Annotated in this window: 23 protein-coding genes; 10 read left to right on the forward strand and 13 right to left on the reverse strand. The window is 62.6% G+C overall.

Annotation, left to right across the window (positions count from 1 at the left end; translation table 11 throughout):
- The first annotated feature begins 16 nt into the window (after positions 1–16).
- Genes GDIA_RS04675 through GDIA_RS04685 form a run of 3 tightly spaced genes read left to right on the forward strand, consistent with a single transcriptional unit; the run spans position 17 to position 5,070 of the window.
- A complete protein-coding gene (locus GDIA_RS04675; RefSeq protein ID WP_012553444.1) occupies positions 17–1,087 on the forward strand; it encodes an efflux RND transporter periplasmic adaptor subunit in 1,071 nt (356 codons plus the stop codon).
- Complete coding sequence (locus GDIA_RS04680) at positions 1,084–4,149, forward strand: efflux RND transporter permease subunit (protein ID WP_012553445.1); 3,066 nt, start codon at positions 1,084–1,086, stop codon at positions 4,147–4,149. Before GDIA_RS04675 ends, GDIA_RS04680 begins: the two co-directional genes overlap by 4 nt.
- Before the next feature lie 6 nt (positions 4,150–4,155).
- Positions 4,156–5,070 carry a LysR family transcriptional regulator gene (locus tag GDIA_RS04685; RefSeq protein WP_012553446.1) on the forward strand — a complete coding sequence of 305 codons (915 nt, stop codon included), beginning with the start codon at positions 4,156–4,158 and terminating at the stop codon, positions 5,068–5,070.
- Between the two features lie 129 nt (positions 5,071–5,199).
- Here GDIA_RS04685 and GDIA_RS04690 read toward each other — a convergent pair whose 3' ends face one another.
- Positions 5,200–6,255, reverse strand: coding sequence for an SDR family oxidoreductase (locus tag GDIA_RS04690; RefSeq protein ID WP_012553447.1), 1,056 nt, complete (start codon positions 6,253–6,255; stop codon positions 5,200–5,202).
- 10 nt (positions 6,256–6,265) lie between these two features.
- The gene (locus tag GDIA_RS04695; protein ID WP_043458699.1) at positions 6,266–6,949 is read right to left on the reverse strand and encodes a type 1 glutamine amidotransferase domain-containing protein; all 684 of its coding nucleotides are present in this window, start codon (positions 6,947–6,949) and stop codon (positions 6,266–6,268) included.
- A 222-nt stretch (positions 6,950–7,171) separates the two neighbouring features.
- Between GDIA_RS04695 and GDIA_RS04700 the strand changes: the two genes are divergently transcribed.
- Both GDIA_RS04700 and GDIA_RS04705 read left to right on the forward strand, forming a co-directional pair.
- Complete coding sequence (locus GDIA_RS04700; RefSeq protein ID WP_012553449.1) at positions 7,172–8,050, forward strand: LysR family transcriptional regulator; 879 nt, start codon at positions 7,172–7,174, stop codon at positions 8,048–8,050.
- Between the two features lie 135 nt (positions 8,051–8,185).
- Positions 8,186–8,584: a GlcG/HbpS family heme-binding protein gene (locus GDIA_RS04705; protein ID WP_012553450.1), complete on the forward strand. Its 399-nt coding sequence runs from the start codon at positions 8,186–8,188 to the stop codon at positions 8,582–8,584.
- Here the strand turns inward: GDIA_RS04705 and GDIA_RS18355 are convergent.
- Positions 8,523–9,251, reverse strand: a complete 729-nt coding sequence (locus GDIA_RS18355; protein WP_012553451.1) for a TetR/AcrR family transcriptional regulator — start codon at positions 9,249–9,251, stop codon at positions 8,523–8,525. The two genes, GDIA_RS04705 and GDIA_RS18355, sit on opposite strands and share 62 nt — an antisense overlap.
- A 176-nt stretch (positions 9,252–9,427) precedes the next feature.
- On the opposite strand from GDIA_RS18355, the gene GDIA_RS04715 reads away from it, so the two are divergent.
- The 5 genes from GDIA_RS04715 (at position 9,428) to GDIA_RS04735 (ending at position 14,876) form a co-directional block, all read left to right on the forward strand.
- The gene (locus GDIA_RS04715) at positions 9,428–9,811 is read left to right on the forward strand and encodes a carboxymuconolactone decarboxylase family protein (protein WP_012553452.1); all 384 of its coding nucleotides are present in this window, start codon (positions 9,428–9,430) and stop codon (positions 9,809–9,811) included.
- Between the two features lie 98 nt (positions 9,812–9,909).
- Entirely contained in the window at positions 9,910–10,944 is a 1,035-nt protein-coding gene (locus GDIA_RS04720) for an HlyD family secretion protein (RefSeq protein ID WP_012553453.1), read from the forward strand.
- A gap of 62 nt (positions 10,945–11,006) precedes the next feature.
- Positions 11,007–12,494, forward strand: coding sequence for an MFS transporter (locus GDIA_RS04725; RefSeq protein WP_244455103.1), 1,488 nt, complete (start codon positions 11,007–11,009; stop codon positions 12,492–12,494).
- Positions 12,491–13,909, forward strand: a complete 1,419-nt coding sequence (locus GDIA_RS04730) for an efflux transporter outer membrane subunit (RefSeq protein ID WP_012553455.1) — start codon at positions 12,491–12,493, stop codon at positions 13,907–13,909. The genes GDIA_RS04725 and GDIA_RS04730 overlap by 4 nt, the downstream gene beginning before the upstream one ends.
- A 46-nt stretch (positions 13,910–13,955) precedes the next feature.
- Positions 13,956–14,876 (forward strand): LysR family transcriptional regulator, encoded by a 921-nt coding sequence (locus GDIA_RS04735; protein ID WP_012553456.1) that lies wholly within the window; start codon positions 13,956–13,958, stop codon positions 14,874–14,876.
- Positions 14,877–14,878: 2 nt separating this feature from the next.
- On the opposite strand, the gene GDIA_RS04740 is transcribed toward GDIA_RS04735, so the two are convergent.
- From GDIA_RS04740 to trbB, 10 genes are read right to left on the reverse strand one after another with little or no spacing between them, the layout of a single operon-like run.
- The gene (locus tag GDIA_RS04740; protein ID WP_012553457.1) at positions 14,879–15,112 is read right to left on the reverse strand and encodes a DUF2274 domain-containing protein; all 234 of its coding nucleotides are present in this window, start codon (positions 15,110–15,112) and stop codon (positions 14,879–14,881) included.
- A complete protein-coding gene (locus tag GDIA_RS04745) occupies positions 15,109–16,302 on the reverse strand; it encodes a TraB/TrbI/VirB10 family type IV secretion system protein (RefSeq protein ID WP_012553458.1) in 1,194 nt (397 codons plus the stop codon). The genes GDIA_RS04740 and GDIA_RS04745 overlap by 4 nt, the downstream gene beginning before the upstream one ends.
- Positions 16,299–17,300, reverse strand: coding sequence for a P-type conjugative transfer protein TrbG (trbG, locus tag GDIA_RS04750; RefSeq protein ID WP_012553459.1), 1,002 nt, complete (start codon positions 17,298–17,300; stop codon positions 16,299–16,301). Before trbG ends, GDIA_RS04745 begins: the two co-directional genes overlap by 4 nt.
- Positions 17,297–17,980 carry a conjugal transfer protein TrbF gene (gene trbF, locus GDIA_RS04755; RefSeq protein WP_012553460.1) on the reverse strand — a complete coding sequence of 228 codons (684 nt, stop codon included), beginning with the start codon at positions 17,978–17,980 and terminating at the stop codon, positions 17,297–17,299. The genes trbG and trbF overlap by 4 nt, the downstream gene beginning before the upstream one ends.
- Positions 17,981–17,985: 5 nt before the next feature.
- Entirely contained in the window at positions 17,986–19,392 is a 1,407-nt protein-coding gene (trbL, locus tag GDIA_RS04760) for a P-type conjugative transfer protein TrbL (RefSeq protein WP_012553461.1), read from the reverse strand.
- A gap of 5 nt (positions 19,393–19,397) precedes the next feature.
- Positions 19,398–20,132, reverse strand: coding sequence for a P-type conjugative transfer protein TrbJ (trbJ, locus tag GDIA_RS04765; RefSeq protein WP_012553462.1), 735 nt, complete (start codon positions 20,130–20,132; stop codon positions 19,398–19,400).
- Positions 20,129–22,570, reverse strand: a complete 2,442-nt coding sequence (trbE, locus tag GDIA_RS04770) for a conjugal transfer protein TrbE (protein WP_012553463.1) — start codon at positions 22,568–22,570, stop codon at positions 20,129–20,131. Before trbE ends, trbJ begins: the two co-directional genes overlap by 4 nt.
- 13 nt (positions 22,571–22,583) lie before the next feature.
- Positions 22,584–22,859 (reverse strand): VirB3 family type IV secretion system protein, encoded by a 276-nt coding sequence (locus GDIA_RS04775; protein ID WP_012553464.1) that lies wholly within the window; start codon positions 22,857–22,859, stop codon positions 22,584–22,586.
- Positions 22,859–23,227 (reverse strand): TrbC/VirB2 family type IV secretion system protein, encoded by a 369-nt coding sequence (locus GDIA_RS04780; protein WP_081434701.1) that lies wholly within the window; start codon positions 23,225–23,227, stop codon positions 22,859–22,861. Before GDIA_RS04780 ends, GDIA_RS04775 begins: the two co-directional genes overlap by 1 nt.
- Positions 23,224–24,228 carry a P-type conjugative transfer ATPase TrbB gene (gene trbB, locus GDIA_RS04785; protein ID WP_012553466.1) on the reverse strand — a complete coding sequence of 335 codons (1,005 nt, stop codon included), beginning with the start codon at positions 24,226–24,228 and terminating at the stop codon, positions 23,224–23,226. Before trbB ends, GDIA_RS04780 begins: the two co-directional genes overlap by 4 nt.
- Between the last annotated feature and the right edge of the window lie 66 nt (positions 24,229–24,294).

The raw sequence follows: 24,294 nt of genomic DNA on the forward strand, positions 1-24,294 counted from the left end.
ACTTCGGGAGATATCTGTGCGACGCTTCTCCGTCCCCTGGCACCATGCCACCGCTCTCGCGGTGCTGATGTCCCTGCCCGCCGCCGGCAGGGCTGCCGACACTCCGGCAACGGCGGTCTCCGTCTGGCAAGTCAGACCCGTCCCTTTCGCCGCCCATTTCGAGACGATCGGTCAGGTCGAACCGTTCCAGGGGGTAACACTCTCCCCCGAGATCGCCGGCCGGATCACGGAACTGGATTTCGATTCCGGGGCGACCGTCCGGAAAAGCCAGCTGCTCCTGGTCCTCAATGACGCACCGGAACAGGGCGAGCTGATCCGCCAGAGCGGTGAACTGCGGGCGGCCGAGGCCGATCTCGCCCGTGCCCGCTCTCTCATCCGCACCGGCGTGGAGAGCCACGAGGATCTGGAGACAGCCACGGCCCGTTTCGAAGCCGCGAAAGGCAATGTCGCCAGAGTGCAGGCGGTGATCGACCAGAAGCATATCCGCGCGCCCTTCGACGGCGCCGTCGGGATCAGACAGGTCAATCTGGGCCAGTATCTGAATCCGGGTGACGCCATCGCCACGCTGACGTCCTACGCCCGGATGCGGGTGAACTTCATCCTCGCCGAAGAGAACGCCGCCAGTGTGCAGCTCGGGCAGACCGTCCACCTGACATTCGACACGACGCCGGGACAGGACTTCACCGCCACGGTCACTACCATCGACCCGCGCATCGACGGTTCGCATACGCTCTCCGTCCAGGCCCTGCTCGACGCGCCGCCGGCCGACCTGCATCCGGGTACATATGCGCATGTCTCCATTGCCGCGAAGGTGGCGCCGCACCTCGTGGTCCCGGAAACCGCCGTCACCTATACCGCCTACGGAGAGACGCTCTTCGTCGAGCAGCCCTCCACCGATGGCCCCACCGTCACCGCGACGGCTGTACGCGCGGGCGACCGCCGTAACGGATGGGTGGTCATCGACGACGGGGTGAAACCGGATGACCGCGTCGTCACCAGTGGTCAGAACCGCCTCGTCACCGGCATGAAGGTGCGCGAGATCCCGGAAGCCCTGCCTCTGGCCGGCCTGCGGGAGCTGGCACAATGAGTTTTACTGATCGCTTCCTTCGGCGGCCTGTCCTCGCGATTGTCGTGACGATCCTGATTATTCTCTTCGGGATCAAGGGCTTCAATTCCATCGCAACACGTCAATATCCAACCCTCGAAACCTCCACGATCCTGATCTCGACCCGCTATCCGGGCGCGTCGTCGGACCTCATGCAAGGCTTCGTGACCCAGCCGATCAGCGAGGCCGTCGCGTCCGTCGAGGGCATCGATTATCTTTCCTCCACCACGACGCAGGGCCTCAGCGTGGTGACGGTGCGCATGATGCTGAATTATGATTCCATGCGCGCCCTGACCGACGTGATGTCCAAGGTGAACGCCGTCAAATACCGGTTGCCGGAAGGCGCGTATGACCCGGTCATCAAACGCACATCGGGCGGCTTTACCGCAGTCGCCTATATCGGTTTTGCCAGCACGACCCGGCCTCTCTACGAAATCTCGGATTATATCCATCGGGTCGCAGCACCGATGCTCTCGGGCATAGAGGGTGTATCGGAGATCAGTTATTTCGGAGAGCAGCGCCTTTCAATGCGCCTCTGGCTCGACCCAGAGAAGCTGGCTGCCAACGACATGACGGGCGAGGATGTCGCGCAGGCCATCCGGGAGAACAATTTCCAGGCAGCACCCGGCCGGATCCGAGGCGTTTATACGATCAGCAATATCAACCTCAACACGGATCTGAAAACGGTCGAGGAATTCCGTGATATGGTACTGCGCTCGACCGGTGGCCGGGTTATCCGGGTGCGGGACATCGGGCGCGCGGAACTGGGGCCGGACAATACGGACACCAGTTCGCAGACCAGCACGCTTCGACCGCCGAATGGCAAACCGACGCCCCGCCCTTCGATCTTCGTGGGGCTGGAACCGTCGCCGACAGGCAACCCGCTGACGATCATCTCGCGTCTCAACGAGATCATGCCCAAACTCAAGGCGACTCTTCCGCCGGGCATTGATGTCCGCGTCCCTTACGAGACCGCGCATTTCATTCAGGCGTCGATCGATGAAGTGACCGAGACCTTCATCGAGGCGCTGCTCATCGTGATCCTGGTGATCTACCTCTCCCTCGGCACCGTGCGGGCGGTGATCGTGCCGATTGCCACTATACCCCTCTCGATGCTCGGTGCCGTCGGGCTGATGTACACCTTCGGGTTCAGCCTGAATTTGCTCACCTTGCTGGCGATGGTGCTGTCGATTGGGCTCGTGGTCGATGACGCCATCGTCGTGATCGAGAACGTCCATCGCCATATTGAAGAAGGCAAGTCCCCCTTCGACGCCGCGTTACTCGGGGCGCGTGAGGTTGCAGGCCCTGTTGTCGCGATGACCCTTACACTCACAGCGGTTTACGCCCCGATCGCTTTCATGGGCGGACTGACGGGCACGCTGTTCCGGGAATTCGCGCTCACGCTGGCTGGGTCCGTCATCGTCTCCGGTGTCGTCGCACTCACCCTGTCGCCGCTCATGAGCGCAAAATTGCTCAAAGCGAAAGAGAAGGAAGGCTTCATGGAACGGATGGCCGAGCGTGCCTTCGGTTTCATGACCGCGCGCTATGAAACCGTGCTCGATTTTTCGCTACGGCATCGCTGGGTTCCGCTCGGCACGGCAGCAGTGATCTTCCTTCTTATTCCGGTCATGCTGCATGTCTCGCAAAGCGAGCTGGCGCCCAATGAGGATCAGGACATCGTCTATACGGCGGTCAAGGCTCCGCAATACGCCAATCTTCATTATGTCGAGACCTATGCCCAGGCGCTTTACGAGAAGATGTCTGAAATCCCGGAAGGCCATAGCCACTGGCAGATGAACGGAATTGACGGGATCGCCAACAGCGTTGGCGGTGTCAATCTCGACGACTGGGGCAAGAGGAAGCGTAACGCCGATCAGATCCAGATGGACCTTCAACAGCGTGTCGCTTCCATCCAGGGGACCAGCGTCTTCGTGTTCCAGATGGGGGCACTACCGGGTTCAACCGGCGGCCTGCCAGTTCAGATGGTCGTCCGCAGTGATGACAGCTATCGCAACGTCTTCGGCGTCATGTCACACCTGCGGGACGAAGCCTCTAAAAGCGGTCTGTTTGCCGTGGTCGATAGCGACCTCGCCTTCGATAACCCGGTTGTTCGGGTCACGGTCGATCGGACCAAAGCCAATGCGCTCGGGATCCGTATGGAGCAGATCGGCAACGCGCTGAATACGCTCATCGGGGAAAATTACGTCAATCGCTTTGGCTATTATGGCCGGTCCTATGACGTGATCCCGCAAGCCGTTCCGCTGTCCCGCCTGACCCCTGACGCCCTGAAGACCTATTATATGCGCGACCAGAACGGCCATCAGGTACCGCTGTCGGCTCTGGCCAGCGTGCGGGTCGATGTCGAACCCAACCGTCTACCCCAGTTCGGCCAGCAGAACTCGGCCACGTTTCAGGCCATTCTCGCCAAAGGCGTGACGATGGGTGACGCCGTGAGCTTCCTGAAGGCAAAGGCAGCGGAGTTCCCGCCCGGCTACAGCTATGACTGGCAGTCTGATTCACGTCAGTATGTACAGGAAGGAAACGCACTGATTTTTGCGTTCCTTTTCGCACTGATTGCCATCTATCTCGTCCTGTCGGTTCAGTACAACAGCTTCACCGATCCGGTCATCATCCTAGTCAGTGTGCCGTTATCCGTGTTCGGTGCCCTTATTCCACTCGCCCTCGGTGTGACGACCTTAAATATCTATACCGAAATCGGACTCATTACGTTGATCGGACTGGTCAGTAAGCATGGCATCCTGATGGTCGAGTTCGCAAACGAGATGCTTCATCGTGACAATGTAGACCGCAGGACAGCAATCGAGACGGCCGCCGCCATCCGTTTCCGACCGATCATCATGACCACAGCAGCAATGGTCGTAGGTCTTGCGCCCCTGGTCATCGCTACCGGTGCGGGCGCGAACAGCCGCTTCGGACTGGGAACGGTAATCGTTGTCGGCATGATCGTCGGCACGAGCATGACGCTGTTCGTGCTGCCCTCGGTCTACACGGTCATCAGGCCGCGCCGTGGCAAGGCGGTGTGACGGGCTATGCGGCGCCCGCCATTCGACCTCTGGCAACTGCTTTGCGTGCGGGCGATCGCGGAACACGGCAGTATCCACGGTGCGGCGCGTTTTCTGAACACCCGGCAGTCAGCCGTGAGCCGGTCGCTGCACAACCTGGAGGAGCGGCTTGATGTCAGGCTGTTCACCCGCTCCCCCTCCGGTGCCGCACCAACTGCGTTCGGCCAGGAATTCATCTGCTGGAGCCAGACGATCCTGGACAATGTGGCAGGCATGAACACCCGCGCTCGGCGGACGGGCAAGGGCGAGAATGGCCAGATCTCTATCGGTATCCAGACCTGCGTCCTGCCCGGAAGACTCTCGACCTTCACGGCAGACTTCCGCGCCACTCACCCCGATATCGTCTTTCGCTATTCCGAGGGTACAGGCAAGAGGCTGCTGCGCCGGCTCCAGCGCGGGCAGATCGATTTCGCGGTCGTCACCCGCCGCAACCTGGCGCCCGCCTTGCGGGTCACGCCTCTGTGGAGCGACCGCATCGTGGCCGCACTTCCCCCTGATCATCCCCTGGCAACACGACCGGAAGTATCCTGGACAGACCTGCGTCACGAGACGTTCCTCACGGGACGCGACAACGCGGGTCAGGACTTCGAGGCACTCATCCAGCGCAAGCTCGGGGAAACCGGCATCCGGCCAAAGATCCAGCGTCATGATATCGGCAGCAACAGGATCGTCGCACTCGTCCAGAACAACGAAGGCGTCGCCCTGCTTCCCGCCTCGTGGCTACCGCTGATCCGCGATCGGCATGGCCATGACATCGCGATCACGGAAATCCGGGACGCGGGTGGCTCCTCCCATCTGGAATTCGGGATCGTCTGGCGACCCGACAATGAAAATCCCTGCGCCCGGAGCTTCGCCCGATATATCGAAGCCCATGGGCCGTGAGACTACTTTTCTGACGACGGTCCTTTCTCCGTGCGCTGGTGAATATTTTGTCTGACGTCATGAACTGCCGAAGGTCCGGAAATGTGCATTATGCAAGATCACAAAAGAGACGGTCTAAATCGTGCTTTATCAATCCATGACTGCCGGCAGCGCCTTCCGGTCCTGTAGCCGGGCGAGCGCACCGAGCAGGGATGCCGTAGAGTCCATTCGCTCAGAAAAACCGAAACGATGGATTTTGTTCACATCCGAGATGACGTCGGTTTCGGTATGGAAAATAAAGTCTCCGAAGCCCCATCCCACAAGCCGGGCGAGATCTGGCTCGACCAATCCATGCCGCTCAGCAAGTTCCCGCCATAACGGTCCCTTGTCAGCCATATGCCGCGTGAGTGTCAGGGGCACCGGCGATGCGATTGCGAGACCGAGATGCGATCCGACATCCTCCCACATCCGCTCCCAGCGGAAGACATCGCCGTTCGTGACATTGAACGCTTCTCCCCCCGCCTGTGGCGTGATCGCCGCCCAATGACTGGCACGGGCCAGCAGGCCGGCATCCGTAAACTGGACGAGTTGGCGATAGGCGCGCTCGGTGCCGGGGAAACGCAGCGGAATGCCAAGAGCCCGCGAGATTTCGGCGAAAACCCCGACAACGAGGGCTATATTCATCGGATTGCCAATCACGTCGCCGACCACGACATCCGGGCGCAGGGCAACGTAATCCCACGAAGCGCGTTCGGCATATCTCCGCAGAACATCCTCCTGCGCCATATAGAGGTTCGGCGGCATGTGTGGCGGATCGCTCTCGCGGGCGGGTGTGCGGACAGCAGCGCCCAGATGGATGCCATAAATCTTGAAGCCCTGGTAGATCACGACGCGCCGAAGAGGTGCTCTGGCGGCCTCAAGTCCATCAAGCAGATGACGCAGCATCCCGGCATTACGGTCCGCTTCGATCGCAAGGTCCGGGTCCGGGGACAAGGAGGCGTAGAACAGATGCGTCGTGTCCACCGCGTGACCCAGCGCCTCCCGCGTGGACGCGGCATCCGTCAGATCGGCGGTCAAGGACTCAAAATCCGTTACCGCATGCCGCCCCAGCGTCCTGACTTTCCAGCCCCGACGCCTCAGTTCCTGGGCTGTGGCGTTGCCTATGATGCCGTTTGCTCCGGCAACCAGAGCGACTGGTTGTGTCATGATCGTTTTCTCACGCCTTGAGCCGTTCCATCACCAAAGCCGCGACGCGCGCGGCCGAAGCCGGATTTTGACCGGTGATGAGGTTGCCATCCGATATGGCGAACGATGCAAAGTCAGGCCCCTGTTCGTAGACGGCGCCTAATGCACGCAGACGGTCTTCGAGCAGGAACGGCACCGCATGCTCCAACCCGACAGCTCGCTCCTCACTGTCGGCGAAGGCACTGACACGGCGGCCGGCAACAAAGGGTGTCCCATCAGGCTTTCGAGCCGTAAGCAGACCAGCCGGACCATGACAAACAGCGGAGACGATCCGGCCGTTTCGGTCGAACTGTTCGATCAGATGTGCGAGCGCAAGATTCTCGGGATAGTCCGTCATCGTCCCGTGGCCTCCGGGAAGAAACACCGCATCGAAGCCAGCCGCGTCAATCGCCGTGAATTTCGGCGTTGCGGCGACTGTCTGCCGAAGTGCCGGATCCGCCAGATATCGATCCACTGACGCCTCATTCTGGCCGACCTCTTTCACGCTGCGCGTGTCGATCGGCACGGTGCCCCCTGCGATGGAAGCGAGCGTAACTTCAGCACCCGCATCCTGGAAGGCATAGAACGGCGTCGTCAGTTCTTCGAGCCATACACCTGTCGCGTGGCCACCCTGCCCCAGTCGATCCGCAGACGTCGCAATCATAAGGATTTTCATCTGTGTTTTGCCTCCACGCTTCCCGAAAACGTCATGCCGCCGCGCTGAGGCAGCGGCCGATCCACTCCCTACGAGACTGGCGGCCCCTGCGCCCAGAATCAGTTGTCGGCGACTTCGCATGACCGTCTTCTCCTGAATGAATGCAATAGCTTAAGTCAGAGTAGCCCATCACAACATCAAAGCTTATCGATGGCCTCCCATAAATTCTGTTATGGGTGATCAATGTCACTCCTCCATCTGCGCACCTTTGTCGAAGTCCACCGATGCTGCTCAATCAGCGAAGCGGCGCGGGCATTGTCGCTGACTCAGCCGGCTGTCTCGCAGCATATCGCGTCACTGGAAGCACAGCTGGGTCGGGCGCTGTTCGTCCGTCACGCCAGAGGCGTACGCCCAACACCCGCTGCGGACGACCTGGCGATGGCAATCGGTGATGGCCTCGACCGGGCCGAGACGGCATTGGCGACAGCAAAAGCGCGGTCGGCCGATCTCACCGGAACGCTGCATCTGGCGGCTCCGGCAGAGTATCTGGCCGAATATGTTGCCCCGCGCCTCGCCCCGCTGATCGAAGCGGGACTGGACCTGCGCCTGCATATCGGGGGTCGAGACGCCCTGTATGGCTGGCTACTGTCGGACGCGGTCCATCTCGGACTGACGGCGTCCGTACCGGCAGACCCGCGCCTAGACTGGATCCCACTCGGGACAGAGACCCTCCAAGCCGTGGCCATCCCCGCAATCGCCGACCGCATCCATGATCTGGGTCTGGCAGACGGACTGCGCATCGTGCCCCATATCGCCTATGATCTCGAACGTCCGCTGCTCCGCACATGGCTGAGTGCGAACGACCTTGCCGTCGATCGACCGCCTGTCGCGACCGCGCCGGATATGCGCGTGCTGCGCGCGATGCTTATTGCGGGTATCGGCTGGTCGGTCATGCCGGACTATCTGACGCAGGAGCAGCGGCAGGCCGGCACCCTCCGGGAAATCGCGGCGCCGAAGACCACTCCGCGCAACGCATTCCACCTGGTGTGGGCGCGCACCGCGCTCCGGCAGCCAAGAGTGGCTTTCGCCCGCGACGCGTTACTGGCAGCACTATCCGAATAACATTCTGTTATCGCATGCAATTATTCCTTAGCCATACGACCACGACGCCTAAATCGACCACGATACGAACTCTGCCGAGCTTGACGGAGGTCTCCCATTTCTTTATTTACCGATCGGTCACTTATGGAGGTGCTCATGACCTGCTCCCTCGAAGACGCCAGACGCGTGATCGCGACCGCCGAAGCCGAAGCACGGGCGATTGGACAGCCAATGAACATCGCCGTCGTCGATGCCGGCGGCCACCTCGTCGCGCATGCTCGTATGGACGGTGCCCGGATCGGTGCGATCGACATCGCGATCAACAAGGCATTTACGGCCCGTGCATTCGACATGAGCACGGCCGACCTAGCCGAGCACAGTCAGCCAGGCGGCCCGTTCTTTGGCATTCACACCTCGAACAACGGGCGCGTGATGATCTTCGCGGGCGGCGTACCACTCCGGCGTGGCGAGCAGATCGTCGGCGCGATCGGAATCAGCGGGGGTTCCGGCGAACAGGACGAACGCGTCGCCCAGGCTGGGGTGCTGGCGTTCTGAGAGTGCCTTCATGGAGCAACCGCATGGCACTTGGCGCTCCGGAAAGAAACTTCACCACCGCGACCCTGACGACCATATCCAGATCGTCGGGGACTTTCATCTCATAGACCCAACGGCGAACCGCCAGATAAAACAGTTCGCCGTGCAGCCCCCAGGCCAGTTCGGTTTCCTCCGGCAAAAGGGGAACCTCGCTCGTATCGGGAAGACCGGTCGCCGCCCGCAGTTCCCGTGCCAGGGGCTCCACGACCCGTGCCTGGACCAGTTCCAGATAACGCTGGGTAATGCCGACGCCTTTCAGGCCGGCAAAAACGAAGATCCTTACCCAGTCGTAGCGGAAGATCGCCTGAAGATAGGATCGGTAGAACTGCATGAGCCGCAGTTCGAGTGCGATGGTACGGTCAGCGAGCAGCACCTCCCATTCAACCTGCCAGCGGCCCAGATAGACTTCCTCATAGACCCGGTCGATGAGTGCCTCTTTGGTCGGGAAATAGCGGAACAGGTTCTGGTGCGTGATTCCAAGCCTCTTCGCCAGATCGCGCAGTCCCCCATCGAATCCGACCTCCGCGAAGAACGCGACGGCGCCGTCGATGATCTCACGTTCGCGATCTTCCGGATCGAGGCGACGCCGCTTTTGTTTCGACGAAGCTGATCTGTTTTCCGCTGCCATCCTGGCTCTGTCCCCCCACTGCTATGAGACCATTCTAACGGAACAGATGACCGACCGGCAAATACGCTTGACGAGCGACCGATGAAATCTGCATCTTAGTTACCGTCCGGTCATTAGAACAATGCACCGCGACGACGGCCTTCCAACCGATCCAACGATCATCGGAGACAGACAACATGGCAGACGAACGCTTCACAGAGGGCAAGCGCGCCTTCGAAGAGATCACCGGCGTGCCGGCCTCCGCCTTCCTCGATTCACTTGCAACGACTGCCCCCGAACTGGGCCGCTTCGTCATGGAATGGGAGTTCGCCGACGTCTACGGCCAGACGCGGCTGGATGCCCGGCTGCGGGAGGCGGTGATGATCGCCTCCTGCGCGGCACGGGGCGCCACGGCAGCAGGCGTGCTGCGTCTGCGCATCGGGTCGGCCCTGCGCGCCGGCCTGACACGCCGGGAAATCGCCGATATCTGCGTGCAGACAGGTATCATCGCGGGCGTTCCGGCTGCCCTGTCCGCGTTGCAGATCGCTGGCGAAGTTTTCGCCGGAACGCCGGAAGAATAGTCCTGATCCGCTTTTCCGGCATGAGCGACACACATTTCGCACGACTGTTTCCGTTCAGGCTGATGAAGCTCATTCTGCCTGCCGGGCGGGGTCGAATCATGGCGCTGGGCCTGATCCTCGTCGCTTCCGGGGCGATCCTCGCCACCCGGATACTTCTGCATGGCGACGCCATAGCAATCTGCCTGCGCTGCGAAACCACGAACGACGCGTTCGTGCATGCGGATACGGTCGTGCTCTCCGCCCACGTTGCCGGATACGTCACGGAGGTTCCGGTCGCCGACAACGCACGGGTTTCCACCGGGCAGACGCTGATCGCAATCCGGGACGACGATTATCATGCCCGTCTGGCGGAGAAAAACGCCACATTCCACGAAGCCGAAGCGGCGCTGGAGGTCGTCCAGCGGCAAATCGTCCTGCAGACATCGCAGGTTTCGGCAGCGGACGCCACGTTGCGCATGGCCGAAGCCGATGTCACGCAGCGACGCCTGGAGCGACGGCGGCAACATGATCTCATCACCGACGGCAGCACGTCGCATCGCGACCTCGAAGTCGCCGACGCCGATCTGGCCCGGTTATCGGCGGCACGGGACCGCGACGCGGCTCTTCTGGACGCGGCGCGGCACATGCAGGATGTCCTGCGGGCCAGGCTCGAGCAGGCGCGAGCGGCCGTTGAGGCGGCCAGGGCCTCGCGTGATCTCGCTGCGATCGACCTCGGCTACACACGGATTACCAGCCCTGTCTCCGGTCAGCTGACCGCACGGATGGTCTATGTCGGCGAATATGTCGGGATCGGCACCCAGGTCGCGCGGGTCGCGCCGCTGCCGGATGTCTGGATCGTCGCGAATTTCCGTGAGGTGCAGCTGACGCATATGCGGGTCGGCCAGACCGCGTCGATCGCGATCGATGCTTTTCCCGGCCGTACCTTTCGTGGGCATGTGGACAGTATCGGGCCAGTGTCGGGTGCCGAGACGGCCTTGTTGCCGCCCGACAACGCGACCGGCAACTTCACCCATATCGTCCAGCGCTTCCCGGTCAAGATCGTCCTTGAGCCAGGTCAGGAAAGCGTCCGCCTCCTGCGGCCTGGCATGTCGTCACTCGTCTCGGTGCAGACCGATGCCGGAGGCGACCGATGATACCCGAGATGCGAGGACGAATCCTCACGGGAACCTGCGGTGTCTGCGCGGCCTGGATGGCCATGATGTCGACGCGGTTCTTCGCGCTTTCCCTTCCCGATATCGAGGGCGTGCTGGGGATCGGGCCGGATGAGGGTTCATGGCTCGCCGCGAGCTACCTGGCATTCGAGCCGGTCGGTGTCGCTCTTGGATGCTGGCTGGCCGTCATCTTCTCCCTGCGCCGGGTCATGCTGCCTGCGATCCTGCTGTTCGTGATCGCCTCCGCGATCGCGGCGGTCACGCATGACCTGACGATGATGATCATGGCACGCGCGGGCATGGGTTTCGCCGCCGGAATCATCGTGCCGCTCGCCATCATCACCGAGCTGCGGACCTTCCCCCCGACATGGCGGGCGCTAGCGATCGCGCTCTATTCCACGGCGGCGACGATGGCGCCGCAGGCCGCAGCACCTCTGGACATCTGGCTGGTGACCCGCTGGGGCATACCGGCAATCTTCTGGATCGCGATCCCATTGGGGCTCATCGCGTTCGTCTGCGGATATCTCGGCCTATGGCGGGAGCGAATTCGCTGGCTGTTATTTGCTCGCGCCGACCTGCGCGTGGTCTTCGCCTTTTCGGTGGGTGCTATCCTGCTCGGCGGCGGCGTCAGTCAGGGAAACCGGCTGCACTGGTCGGAGACACCGCTGACCCTGTTCACCGTCGTCACGGGCATCGCGCTGCTAACCGGCGTTCTGGTGCTGGGTGGACGCCGGGTGGTCCATCCGATCCTGATGAAGCGATTGCTGACCCGCCGCAATGCGCTGCTCGGTGCGCTCATCACCATTCCCTATCAGTTCGCATCGGTCCTTTCGGGCAGCCTAGTGCCCGCCTTCCTCGCCGATATCCCCGCCTATCGGCCGGAGCAGATCGCTCCCGCGCTCGACGCTGTGTTCTGGCCGCAGGCCCTCGCTTACCCCGTCTGCGTCATGGCGTTGCGCTATGGATGGGTGGAAGCCCGGACCTTCCTCGTGCTGGGTTTCGGCCTGAACGCACTGGCCTGCCTGCTCGACCTCGACGTCACGAGCGACTGGATTCCCGGCAATTTCCTCACGGGACAAATCCTGCAGGGGATCGGCCTGCCGTGGATCCTCCTGCCGTTGCTGATGCTTTTCGTGGGCGACGTGGTACCAAGCGAGGGGCTTTATGCCGCCGCCATCTTCAATGTCGCGCGCAGCCTCGCCGGCACGGTCGCAGCGGCATGGGCGGCGACCGGACTACGGCTTCGGGCCGAGGGGCGCTACGGCGAATTGCTTACCAGCACCGGGCTTCAGCCGCACCGTCGTATGGTCGCGGTATGGGACGGAGTTGGTGCCTTCCCCCGGACGACGCCCGATCCCGTGCTGCTGGACCATCGCGCCCGGTCAGTGTTCGGCACGCTCGTGCGGCACCAGTCGGTCGTCATCGGGTTCTCGACGCTGCTGGCCGATCTGGCGCTCATGCTGGCCGTAACCTGCATCATCGCGGCCTGTATGCCACCGGCCGGCGCTGATCGACCGGAGGAGCAATCATGAAAATGAGGCGCACGGTTTCGGTCCTGGCACTCGTCGCCGTCTCAGGATGTACCGTCGGGCCGACTTATGTCCCGCCCCATACCGATGCTCCATCACAATGGGTGGTCCAGCCCGGCACTCCCAGCAAGCCGGTTCCGGATGAAATTTGGTGGGCGGGGTTCCACGATCCACAGCTAAGCCGCCTCATCCACGAGGCACTGACGCGCAACAATGACCTTGCCGCCGCGGAAAAACGTGTCGAGGCCGCGCGTGAGCAGATCAGGATCGAGGCGGCAGCCTCATCACCCGTCATTGGCCTTGGCGGCATCGCCGAGAACCGACGCCAGTCGCAGACCATCCAATGGCCCCCCAGAGCGAATGCCGGGGACTATCGGTACTGGTCTCTCGGCTTTGACGGTTCGTGGGAACTGGACCTGTTCGGCATGACGCGACGCCGCACGGAAGCCGCTCGCGCATCGGCGGCCGAGATGCAAGCCGAACGCGACGGGTTCCGCCTGCGCCTTCTGGCGGAAGTTGGCGCGGATTATGTGACCTGGTGCGCGACCGAGGCGCGGGTGCAGGTCGCGGAGCATCGCGTCTCCCTTGCCATTCGGCAGCGTGATCTCCTGACACACGAATGGACAGCCGGTGCGCGCGCCCGCGCCGATGTCGACCAGGCCGAGGCGGACCTCGCGGCCGCGCAACAGATTGTGCCGCCCCTCATCGCGCAGGCCGCCCACATGAAGGACGCCCTGGCGATCCTGACCGCGACGGCACCGGAAGCGATGCAACTGACGCCGCGCGCGGACCTCTCCATCCCCATGCCGCCCGCACGGCCACCCTCACTTCCATCCGAGGTGCTGACGCGCAGGCCGGATATCCAGAGCGCGACATTTCGCTATGCGCGGGACAATGCCGAGATCGGAGTCGCAGTCGCCTCCCTCTACCCGAAAGTCGCAATCCCGCTGGATTTCGGGGTAACCACCAGCACGCTGCATCAGGCGTTCACCACCGCCAGCCTTCTCTGGCAGCTCGGTGTCACCGCCGGCGAAACGATCTACGCAGGAGGCCGGCGTACAGCCCAGATCGACGCGGCGCGCCTGCAACGTGATGCGGCATGGCTCGGATATCGGCAGGCCGTGCTTAACGCGCTGCGCGATGTGGAGGACCGGCTCGCCACGGTGGCGGATACTGAAAGTCGGCTCTCGTCCGTAAATGTTGAACTGCGTGCAGCCCAGGAAAAACGCGCACATGCGCAACGGCAATTCCACGCTGGGGAAACTGCCCTGTCATCAGTTCTTGTTCAAGACAGCATGGTGGACAGAATCCACGATCAGGCTTTTGCGACCCGGCAAGAAACAGCACTGGCCAGCATCGCACTCTATAAAGCGCTGGGCGGAGGCTGGCGTGCTGTCCTTTCGAGGGATGGCGGATGATGGTGTGTCATCACGACCACCTCACACCATCTGAAGTGGATCCCAGATGAAACGGCCACCGTTCGATTTGTGGCAATTGCTGTGCGTGCGGGCAATCGCCGAGCACGGCAGTATCCACGGCGCGGCGCGTTTCCTGAACACCCGGCAATCGGCCGTCAGCCGGTCCCTGCACAACCTCGAGGAGCGGCTGAATGTCAGGCTGTTCACCCGCTCCCCGGCCGGTGCTACCCCGACCGTCTTTGGTGGGGAATTCGTCCGCTGGAGCCAGACAATCCTGGACAATGTGGGCGGCATGAACGCTCGCGCGCGGCGGACGGGCAAGGGCGAGAATGGCCAGATCTCCCTCGGCATCCAGACCTGCGTCCTGCCCGGAAGACTCTCGACCTTCACGGCGGAGTTCCGCACCACATATCCCGATATCGTCTTCCGTTATTCCGAGGGCACAGGCAAAAGGCTTTTGCGTCGCCTCCAGCGCGGGCAGATCGATTTCGCGGTCGTCACCCGCCGCAATCTTGTCCCTGCGTTACGGGTCACGCCTCTGTGGAGCGACCGCATCGTAGCCGCACTCCCCACCGGTCATCCTCTCGCGACACAACCGGAAGTGTCCTGGGCGGACCTGCGTCATGAAATATTCCTGATCGGACGAGACAACGCTGGTCAGGACTTCGAGACGCTCATCCAACGCAAGCTCGGGGAGACAGATATCGGCCCGAAGATCCGGCGTCATGATATCGGCAGCAACAGGATCGTCGCACTCGTCCAGAATTACGAAGGCATCGCCCTGCTTCCCGCCTCATGGCTGCCACTAATCCGCGACCAGCATGGGCATGACGTCACGATCATGGAAATCCGCGACGCGAACGGCTCCTCCCATCTGGAATTCGGGATCGTCTGGCGGCCAGACAATGAAAATCCCTGCGCCCGGAGCTTCGCCCGATATGTCGAAGCCCATCGGCCGTGGACGTGAGACTACTTTTTCGACGGTGCTGCTTTTACCTGCCTCCGTGCTCTGGCGAACCCCTTGTCCGACATCATGAACTGCCGAAGCATGGGCGCGACCAGCCGGGCCGGGTCCGTCGCCCCATCGTTGCCGGAAAGAAGTGCCGCATAGGCAAGCAGATCGCGATGGATATCGGGAGGTAACGCCACGGTCATTCTGACCGGCTTCTCATCGGGAAATTCCCGGATTTTCAGGTCCGTCATCGTATATGTCCTTGATCCCGGTAGGGTTTGAGTAGCAGGTCGTGCCCGACCAGAACGGTGAACGGCAGTCCCGGCCGGTCGGTCAGGGTGGGCTGGACGTTCAGGCTGCGATCGATCAGGCGGTTGCCGACCATGGAAAACCCATTGCTGGCGCCGGAGCGGATCGCCTGGGCCAGATTGTTTTCGCTCTGGCTGGTTCCCGCCTCTGACCCCACGCTGAGCAAGGTCGTGACCAGAGCCGCTTTGAAAAGCTGGCCCCAATGATTATTGACCTCGTCAGCCAGTCCAGACTGGCCTATGGCGTCACCACCGGGCAGCTTCTCCAGCACCAGGCTCTCGCCGTCGGGGAAGATCAGCCGCGTCCAGATGATCTGCGTGCGCTGCTGCCCGAAAGAGATGCCGCTGTTATAGGCCCCGAACAGAGTGCTGCCCTGCGGGATCAGCAGATAACGGCCGGTCGGGCTGTCATAGACGTTCTGCGTGACGTGCCCCACGATCTGGCCCGGCAGGTCGGAACTGATCTTCGTGTTCAGCGCGCCGGCGATCACCGTACCGGCCTGAAGAACATAGGGCGAGGCACGCGGCATGATACGGTCCGGGCTGATCGTCGCGCGATCAGGCTGCCCTTCCAGAAAGGCAAGGTTTCCGGCCTGTGGTCCGGCCGTGGTGGACGCCCGCCCCTGAGTGGCCGGAGCGCCCGGCGCGGGCGGGATCGCCTGTTCACTGGCGTGGTCGCGCTCCCCCGTCTGCACGAACAGTCGGCTGGCGATCGCGGCCTCGATCTCCTGGGCAGCACGGCGATCCTCCCCGCCTGATGTAGCTTTCCCTTGCCCCTGTGCCTTCAGGATAGTGTGCCCAAGGTCACCGGGCAGTGCAGGACCGAGCTTCGGCACGCCGTTGCCGACATAGTCTGAGGGCAGCCCTGCCAACCCATCGGCGGACGGACGCACATCCGTGTCCTGGCTGGCGGCGGGCGGCGCTTTGTGGCTGCTGTTCTCCAGCGCGTAGCCGAGCGCGAGACCAATGGCGAGCATCCCTGCCCCGCCGAGCGCCCAGACCACGGTGCGGTTAAGACGCACAACGCGCGGCCGTTCCGCCCGCAGGCGCAGATCGGGCGGTGGTGATACGGAATTTCCTCCTGTGGCGGGGGCCGCAGGATTTTCACCCGCTGTCGGTGCTTGCCCGCTCATGTCCGCCGTCCGTCAGTGCGGACGATGCGCACCCTTTGCTCGGAATGCTTGTCACCCAGCCGCAGTTCGGCGGCCGCGAACAGACGGTCCACGATCATCCAATTCTGCCGCACCCGGTAATTGACCAGTTCCGGGCCACCATCCGCCCCCAGCACAAAGAGCGGCGGCAGTTCCCCCTGCCCTATGCCGGCCGGAAAGGCGATGTAGACCTTGTGGCCATCATCGAACGCCCGGCCAGGCAGCCAGGGCGGTGTGGCGCCTTTCACCGGCTGGATGGCGTAACGGAAATTCAGCGCGTTCAGATCCAGCCCTACATCCACCGGTGCAGAGTCATCGGCCGCACTGTCCTGCCGATGCAGGGCAATCAGGTCGTCCTCGGGGTAATCCCACGAGACCGACGCCATGTAAGTCGCGGGCGTGGAGCGCAGTTCCGCCAGATAGGTCCGCCGGTCGGTGTTGACGATCAGGTTGGTTGTGAGGTCCGGCCGCGTCGGCTTGACCAGAATATGGATACGTTTTGTCGCCCCTGCCCCGCTTTCGGTATCACCGATAATCCAGCGCACCGTATCACCGGCGGCAACCGGCCCGGTGCCGACCAGCTTCTCGCCCTGCTGGAGCATGATGTCGGTAATTTCACCCGGCGAGGTATAGACCTGATAGAGAGCGCCGGGGCTGTAGGGATAGACCTGCACCGCATTGATGAAACCGGCCCGCGTCGGCTGGATGCGCGCCGCCAGATTGGCCTGGGTCACGCGAACGGTGGGATCGGCGACTTCGGGGGCCGGATGGAGCGTGCGTCGTGAGGGCAGCGGCTTGAGCTGCCCCGGCAGAGGAAGCGGTTTCGGGACTTCCACGACCTGCACCGGTTTCGGTGGGTCCGGAATTTTCGTTGCGCGCGCGGCGTCATCGTAACGGATGACAGGCGGATGGTAGTGCTGCGCGCAACCCGCAAGCGACAGCAGCGCCACAGGAAGGGCCGCGAAAATGAAGCACCTCATTGTCCGAGTTCCTTCGACCAGTTGATGGCGGAGACGTAGATTCCGAGAGGGTTTTTCCTGAGATGATCGGCATCGCGTGGCGTGCGCAGAACGACCGAGACGATGGCGGTCCAGCGCTCGGTGCCGGTGAACGCGCCGTCGCGGTAATGCCGCTCGGTCCAGGCCACACGGAAGCTGCCGGGCGAGGCCCGGATCACCGAGGCAATGTCCACCTCGACCTGCTCATGCCCGATGCGCGAGAACGGGTCATTGAGGCGGGCATAATCGTTCAGCGCCTGTGCGCCTGACGTGGTGGTAAAATCATAGGCGCGCAGCCAGTTCTGCCGGACCACTACAGGGTCCGACGACAGGGCGCGCACGTCGTGGACGAACTGCGCCAGATACCAGGCGATCTGCGGATCGGTGGGCATATAGCCCGCTGTCGCGGGGGCCACGACCTGTGCCTGCCCCAGATGATCGACCTGCACAACCCACGGCACAATTGTCCCGCGCGCAGACTGCCAGACCAACCCTACGCCAAGGCCTGCGGACAGGAACAGGGAGCCAAACGCCATCAGTCGCCAGTTGCGGGCCTGAATGCGGGCGGAACCGATCCGTTCATCCCACACCTGCGCTGCCTTTTGATACGGTGTCACGGGTTCGGGCGTGGTCCCGTAGCGGGTGGTGGAGCGACGGAACATCGTCCTCATTCCTTTTCCGACAGATCGATGGAGGAAGATCCGCCCCCGCCGTCGGCGGAGCGAATGACATGCGCGGCCTCAGCAGCATGGGCGGCGGCACTGCGGCGCTTCATCTTTTGCGCCCAGCGGGGTGACTGACCGTCGGGACTGCCGCCTTCACCACCACCCGTTGGTCCGCCGCCATTACCTGACGGACCACCGGCCTGCCCGCCGTTCGCATCGGACGACGACCCACCCGTGAAACGTCCGCCCGTCGCGGTGAAGGTGCCTCGCGCTCCCTCGCCGTAGCTCTGCTTCATGGCGGTCGCCGCCGACGACATTTTACTCTTCACGGCATTTGCGGCAGCACTGCCCGGCGCCCGGGCGACACCGCCCAGACCAGCCGCCATACGGGCACCGGCACTGCCCCCGGCAGCATTCATGGCTCCCATGGAATAAGCCGTGTTGGCCGCACCCGCGATCGCGGCCCCTCCCCGCGCGGCGGCGGCTGTAGCGCCCAGCGCAGCGGCACCGCCAGAGGCGACAGCGCCGACACCGGCCGCAGCAGCAGCGCCCATGGCGCCCACCGCCATGCCGGTGCCAACAGCCGCTCCCGCGCCAAGCTGCGGTGCGCCGGAGATCAGCCCGTTGGCGATGCTGCCGCCAAAAATGGCGAGCCCGACGATCGACAGAGACGCCAGCACCACCGAGACGGACTGCCCGATGGTCGGCACGTCGCTGCCATAGGACGTCGTAAACTGGGCGAACAGAACGGATGCGATGGCGGAAATGACCGCCAGCACCATGATCTTCACACCCGAGGAGACGACATTGCCCAGCACCTTCTCGGCGAGGAAAGCCGTACGATTGAACAGGGCGAAGGGGATCAGGATGAAACCCGCCAGCGTGGTCAGCTTGAACTCAATCAGCGCTACGAAAAGCTGCACGGCGAGGATGAAAAAGGCTGCCAGCACGATCAGCCAGGACAGACACAGCACGAAGATCTGGATGAAATTCGTAAAGAAGGCGACAGGACCGAGGAGATTGTGAACAGAGTCCAGAAGCGGCTGCGCCGCCGTGAACCCCGTGGAGGCCAGACGGCCGGGCCGCAGGAAGTCACCGAGAGCCAGACTGCCGCCTCCGACCTTCAGACCGAGGGCCGCGAAACTGTCAAAAACAATCTTCGAGAGCGCATCGAAATCGTTGATGACCCAGGCGAAGAAGCCGATATAGAGCGTCTTCTTCACCAGACGCTGGATGATGTCCTCATCCGCAGCCCAGGCCCAGAACAGACCGGCCAGCGCGATGTCCAGCACCGACAGCGTACCTGCCAGCGAGATCACATTCCCCTTCACCAGACCGAACCCCGTATCGATGGTGGTGGTGAAGGTGTTCAAAAAGGTATCGATAACACCGACATCGTTCATGGCCATGATGGTCAGTTCCCACTACTGCCGAACATGGACACCGAAGTCGGGCTATAGGCGTTATATTGGGAAAAATGCTGATACTGAGCTTCGCTCTCGGCTTCGGTGGCAGCATTTCGCGCCCGCTCCAGCGCCGTGGCCCGCCCGTTGGCGGCGAGTTCGGCCTGGATGTCCGATAACTGGCGCGACTGAAGTGCCAGAAGCTGATTGCCGGCCTGCGCCGCCTGCAGGGCACCTGTGGAATCCTGGCTCGCCGAAACAAGCTGGGTCATGGCACTGCTGTCGGAAGGAATATTCCCCACAACACGCGCCTGCAGTTTCAGAGCATCCTCAAAGCCGCCCACGGAATTCTGCCATCGTGTCTGCGCCTGGCTGAACAGGGCGCTGTCGGACATGCCCGATGAGACCGACGTATAGGACTGCTGGTACAGCTGCTCGACGGACTGGACGCTGTAGGCAATGTTCTGCGCCTGCGCGAGCAGTGCCGTGGTCTGGGAAATCGTTGATTGCAACGATGACAATGTCGAAAGCGGCAGGCTCGCCAGATTACGTCCCTGATTGACCAGCATCTGTGCCTGGTTGGCCAGCGAGGTGATCTGATTGTCGATCTGCTGGAGGGTCCGTGCCGCGATGAGAACATTCTGGACATGGTTGGCTCCGTCATACACCGCCCATTGTGCCCGGGCCTGTGAAACGCCAAGCGACAGCAGGGCCGCCGTACCGCAGAGAAAGACCACCAGCCTCATGACACAGATCCTTCCCGCAGAAGGTCCGCAGCCCACGCTATGCCACGCGCCTCAAACCAGGCCGGGAGAAATCCGGGACGGCCATGTTCCGCCAGCACTGCATCGATCTGCCGGTGATCGTCCTTGCCGGATGCCGCGCATAGGGCAAGTGCTACCGGCCCGAGCCCCAGTTCAAACAGCCGGTTTCCCCGCTGCGTCTGGCAGTAATATTCCCGCTTCGATGCCGCGCGGGCGATGATGGCGATCTGCCGGTCGTTGAGGCCGAAATCGCGATAGATGGCCGCGATCTGCGGCTCGATCGCCCGTTCATTGGGCAGGAAAATCCGCGTGGGGCAGCTTTCCACCACCGCTGGCGCAATGCGGGAATTGGCAATGTCCGACAGGGACTGAGTGGCAAAGATGACGCTGGCGTTCTTCTTACGCAGCGTTTTCAGCCATTCCCGGAGCTGGCCGGCAAAATCGCCGTCATCCAGCACCAGCCAGCCCTCATCGATGACCAGCAGCGTCGGCCGGCCGTCCAGGCGGCCTTCGATCCGATGGAACAGGTAGGACAGCACGGATGATGCCGCGCCGGAGCCGATCAGGCCCTCGGTCTCGAACACCACCACATCGGCGTCTCCCAGCCGCTCAGCGTCCGCGTCGAGCAGGCGGCCATAGGGACCACCGAGACAGTATGGGGCCAGAGCCTGCTTCAGGGCGTTGGACTGGAGGAGCGCGACCAGACCTGAGATCGTGCGTTCATGGCTGGGCGATGACGCCAGGGAATTCAGCGCCGACCAGAGGTGAGACTTCACCTCCGGGATCAGCGTCACCCTCTCTCCGACAAGGATTTGGCCGAGCCATTCGCTGGCCCATTTGCGCTCATCGGGATCATCAATCTGCGCCAGAGGCTGGAGCGATACACTGCCACCCTGTTCTCCCGATGGATCAGCGTCTGTCAGCCCACCGCCGAGATCGTGCCAGTCACCACCCATCGCCAGCGTCGCGGCCCGCATCGAACCGCCAAAATCGAAGGCGAAAATCTGCGATCCCGCATAACGCCGGAACTGGAGCGCCATCAACGCCAGTAGGACAGATTTGCCGGCTCCTGTTGGTCCTGCAATCAGGGTATGGCCAACATCCCCGACATGCAGGGCAAACCGGAACGGTGTGGCACCCGCCGTCCTGCCATAAAACAGCGGCGCTGCCCTGAAATGCCCATCCTGTTCCGGCCCGGCCCACACGGCAGAGAGCGGAATCATATGCGCCAGATTCAGTGTCGAGACCGGGGGCTGACGCACATTGGCGTAGACATGACCTGGCAGAGATCCCAGCCACGCTTCCACGGCGTTGAGGCTTTCCGCCATGCAGGTGAAATCGCGCCCCTGGATGATCTTTTCGACGAGGCGAAGTTTTTCCACCGCTATGCTGGCGCTGCCATCCCAGACCGTGATGGTCGCGGTAAGATACGCCTGTCCGACATCGTCGGCACCGAGGGACTGCAAAGCCAGATCGGCGTCGGCCGCCTTGTTGGCGGCATCATTATCCACCAGCACCGACGCCTCGTTGGTCATGACCTCGCGCACGATGGCGGCAATACTCTTGCGCTTTGCGAACCACTGGCGACGGATTTTCGTCAGAACCTTGGTGGCGTCGGTCTTGTCGAGCAGGATCGCGCGGGTGGACCAGCGATAGGGCATCGCCAGCCGATTCAGGTCATCCAGGATTCCGGGAAACGTGCGGCTCGGGAAACCCGTGATGGTCAGGGTTTTCAAAAACGCATCGCCGAGTTTCGGCTCCAGACCACCCGACAGAGGCTGATCCACCAGCAGGGCATCCAGATGCATGGGAATTTCCGGCACCCTCACCCGCTGGTGCCGAGTGGAAATCGTCGAATGCAGATAGGTCAGCGTCTCGCCGTCATCCAGCCATGCCGCTTCGGGCATGAAGCCGTCCAGCAGGGCCAGAAGCCGGTCGGAGCGATCGATGAAGGAATTCAATATGTTATGCGGGTCCGGCCCATCGCGCTCCCTGCCCTCATACAGAAAACGCTCAGCACGCCCTGACGATTCCGCCGGTGGCAACCAGACCAGGGTCAGGAAATACCGGCTCTCGAAATGCGCGCCCTCGTCCTCGAACTGCTCCCGACGTTCCAGATCGACCATCTGGCTGGCCGCATCCGGGAAATCGCTCTCGGGATAGAGTGTCGCCGGGATGCGTTGCGCCTCGACGAACACGGCCCAACCTGAACCCAGACGGCGCAGGGCATTGTTCAGGCGTCCGGTGACACCCACCAGTTCAGCGGGCGTCGCACTGTCCAGATCGGGACCGCGTATCTTTGCCGTGCGCTGGAAACTGCCGTCCTTGTTCAGGACGACGCCTTTCTCCACGAGCGCTGCCCATGGGAGAAAATCCGACAGGAGGGAATTCTGGTTGCGATATTCGCCAAGCGACATCATGGCCCTGCCCTCCCTACGCCCGCAGCCAGGCGGGATAACGCAGATGCCGCCGCCCCACCTCAATGAAGAAAGGATCGCGTTTCGCCCCCCAGACCGCGAGCCCATGGCCAACGATCCAGAACACGGCCCCGATCAGCCAGAGCCGCAGGCCCAGCGCGATCGCTGCCGCCAGCGTGCCATTGGCGATGGCCACGGCACGGGGCGCCCCGCCCAGCAGGATCGGGTCGGTCAGCGAGCGATGCACCGGGACATGGAAGCCCGGCACGGCATCATCGTCATATCCCGCCATCAGATCAGTGCTCCACCGGAGAAGGAGAAGAACGACAGAAAGAAGCTCGACGCCGCAAAAGCGATGCTTAGCCCAAAGACAATCTGAATCAGGCGGCGAAACCCGCCGGATGTTTCCCCGAAGGCCAGGGTCAGACCGGTCACGGTGATAATGATGACCGAGATGATCTTCGCCACCGGCCCCTGCACGGATTCCAGAATCTCGTTCAGCGGCGTTTCCCACGGCATGCTGGATCCTGACGCCCATGCCGATGACGCGAAAGCAAGCGACAGCAGCATGGAGGTTCCGAACACACGAAGATCCGGCACATGCCGGTCGGGACGTGCGACAGCGCATACGATGGCGCGCAGACGTGAAGGCGGCATCATGATGATTCTCCATTGGCAGCAAAGGATGTTTCGGGAGACGAGAGGCTGACCGGACGGATGCGATAGGTTCCGGTCGTGGGATCGAGGCCCTCGATTTCAGCCAGTTCGGACAGGCGGCGGGAATTGCCGCGCCCGGACAGGACCGCGATGACGTCGATCGTTTCAGCGATCATGGCGCGCGGCACCGTGACCACCGCCTCCTGGATCAACTGTTCCAGCCGATACAGGGCGGCGAGCACCGATCCGGCATGCAGCGTGCCGATGCCGCCGGGATGCCCGGTGCCCCATGCCTTGACCAGATCAAGGGCTTCAGCCCCACGTACCTCACCGATGGGGATACGGTCGGGGCGCAGGCGGAGACCAGAGCGGACGAGGTCCGACAGCGTGATGACACCTTCGCGGGTCCGCAGCGCTATGAGATTGGGTGCTGTGCATTGCAGTTCGCGCGTATCCTCGATCAGCACGACACGGTCATCGGTTTTCGCGACTTCGGCCAACAGGGCATTGACCAACGTGGTCTTGCCCGTGCTGGTCCCGCCCGCGACCAGAATGTTTTTCCGTTCCACGACAGCGCGGCGCAGAAACACCGCCTGCCCCTCCGTCATGATTCCGGCGGCGACATAATCGTCGAGTGTGAACACGGCCACGGCGGGCTTGCGGATCGCGAAACTGGGGGCCGTCACCACGGGCGGCAGTAACCCCTCGAACCGTTCGCCGGTTGGTAGTTCGGCCGATACGCGCGGTGCCGCTTCATGCACCTCGGCCCCAACATGATGGGCCACCAGACGCACGATGCGCTCGGCATCGGCAGGTGCAATCCTGTCGCCCGTATCGCCCAGCCCCTCGGACAAGCGGTCGGTCCACAACCGCCCATCGGGATTGAGCATCACCTCGACCACTGCTGGGTCCGCCAAATGCCCCGCAATCGCCGGTCCCATCGCCGTGCGCAGCATGGACATGCCGCGCTGTCGGGCACCATTTTCAATCGGTGTAACCGCCATGGGAATCCCCGTCCGTTTGGGTCATCCGGCTTTTCCGGACGACGACGGGGATCATTAGAGAGTGCT

Source organism: Gluconacetobacter diazotrophicus PA1 5 (genome assembly GCF_000021325.1).
GTDB classification, from domain to species: domain Bacteria; phylum Pseudomonadota; class Alphaproteobacteria; order Acetobacterales; family Acetobacteraceae; genus Gluconacetobacter; species Gluconacetobacter diazotrophicus.

What these genes read in the sequence shown, in the direction of transcription:
- GDIA_RS04720 (WP_012553453.1), top strand. Translation starts at nt 9,910, where the DNA reads ATGGCGCTGGGCCTGATCCTCGTCGCTTCCGGGGCGATCCTCGCCACC.
- GDIA_RS04730 (WP_012553455.1), top strand. Translation starts at nt 12,491, where the DNA reads ATGAAAATGAGGCGCACGGTTTCGGTCCTGGCACTCGTCGCCGTCTCA.
- GDIA_RS18355 (WP_012553451.1), bottom strand. Translation starts at nt 9,251, where the DNA reads ATGGCAGCGGAAAACAGATCAGCTTCGTCGAAACAAAAGCGGCGTCGC.
- GDIA_RS04740 (WP_012553457.1), bottom strand. Translation starts at nt 15,112, where the DNA reads ATGACGGACCTGAAAATCCGGGAATTTCCCGATGAGAAGCCGGTCAGA.
- GDIA_RS04735 (WP_012553456.1), top strand. Translation starts at nt 13,956, where the DNA reads ATGAAACGGCCACCGTTCGATTTGTGGCAATTGCTGTGCGTGCGGGCA.
- GDIA_RS04715 (WP_012553452.1), top strand. Translation starts at nt 9,428, where the DNA reads ATGGCAGACGAACGCTTCACAGAGGGCAAGCGCGCCTTCGAAGAGATC.
- GDIA_RS04705 (WP_012553450.1), top strand. Translation starts at nt 8,186, where the DNA reads ATGACCTGCTCCCTCGAAGACGCCAGACGCGTGATCGCGACCGCCGAA.
- GDIA_RS04700 (WP_012553449.1), top strand. Translation starts at nt 7,172, where the DNA reads ATGTCACTCCTCCATCTGCGCACCTTTGTCGAAGTCCACCGATGCTGC.
- GDIA_RS04685 (WP_012553446.1), top strand. Translation starts at nt 4,156, where the DNA reads ATGCGGCGCCCGCCATTCGACCTCTGGCAACTGCTTTGCGTGCGGGCG.
- GDIA_RS04745 (WP_012553458.1), bottom strand. Translation starts at nt 16,302, where the DNA reads ATGAGCGGGCAAGCACCGACAGCGGGTGAAAATCCTGCGGCCCCCGCC.
- trbJ (WP_012553462.1), bottom strand. Translation starts at nt 20,132, where the DNA reads ATGAGGCTGGTGGTCTTTCTCTGCGGTACGGCGGCCCTGCTGTCGCTT.
- GDIA_RS04690 (WP_012553447.1), bottom strand. Translation starts at nt 6,255, where the DNA reads ATGACACAACCAGTCGCTCTGGTTGCCGGAGCAAACGGCATCATAGGC.
- trbG (WP_012553459.1), bottom strand. Translation starts at nt 17,300, where the DNA reads ATGAGGTGCTTCATTTTCGCGGCCCTTCCTGTGGCGCTGCTGTCGCTT.
- GDIA_RS04725 (WP_244455103.1), top strand. Translation starts at nt 11,007, where the DNA reads ATGATGTCGACGCGGTTCTTCGCGCTTTCCCTTCCCGATATCGAGGGC.
- GDIA_RS04680 (WP_012553445.1), top strand. Translation starts at nt 1,084, where the DNA reads ATGAGTTTTACTGATCGCTTCCTTCGGCGGCCTGTCCTCGCGATTGTC.
- GDIA_RS04780 (WP_081434701.1), bottom strand. Translation starts at nt 23,227, where the DNA reads ATGATGCCGCCTTCACGTCTGCGCGCCATCGTATGCGCTGTCGCACGT.
- trbB (WP_012553466.1), bottom strand. Translation starts at nt 24,228, where the DNA reads ATGGCGGTTACACCGATTGAAAATGGTGCCCGACAGCGCGGCATGTCC.
- GDIA_RS04695 (WP_043458699.1), bottom strand. Translation starts at nt 6,949, where the DNA reads ATGAAAATCCTTATGATTGCGACGTCTGCGGATCGACTGGGGCAGGGT.
- trbF (WP_012553460.1), bottom strand. Translation starts at nt 17,980, where the DNA reads ATGTTCCGTCGCTCCACCACCCGCTACGGGACCACGCCCGAACCCGTG.
- GDIA_RS04775 (WP_012553464.1), bottom strand. Translation starts at nt 22,859, where the DNA reads ATGGCGGGATATGACGATGATGCCGTGCCGGGCTTCCATGTCCCGGTG.
- trbE (WP_012553463.1), bottom strand. Translation starts at nt 22,570, where the DNA reads ATGATGTCGCTTGGCGAATATCGCAACCAGAATTCCCTCCTGTCGGAT.
- trbL (WP_012553461.1), bottom strand. Translation starts at nt 19,392, where the DNA reads ATGGCCATGAACGATGTCGGTGTTATCGATACCTTTTTGAACACCTTC.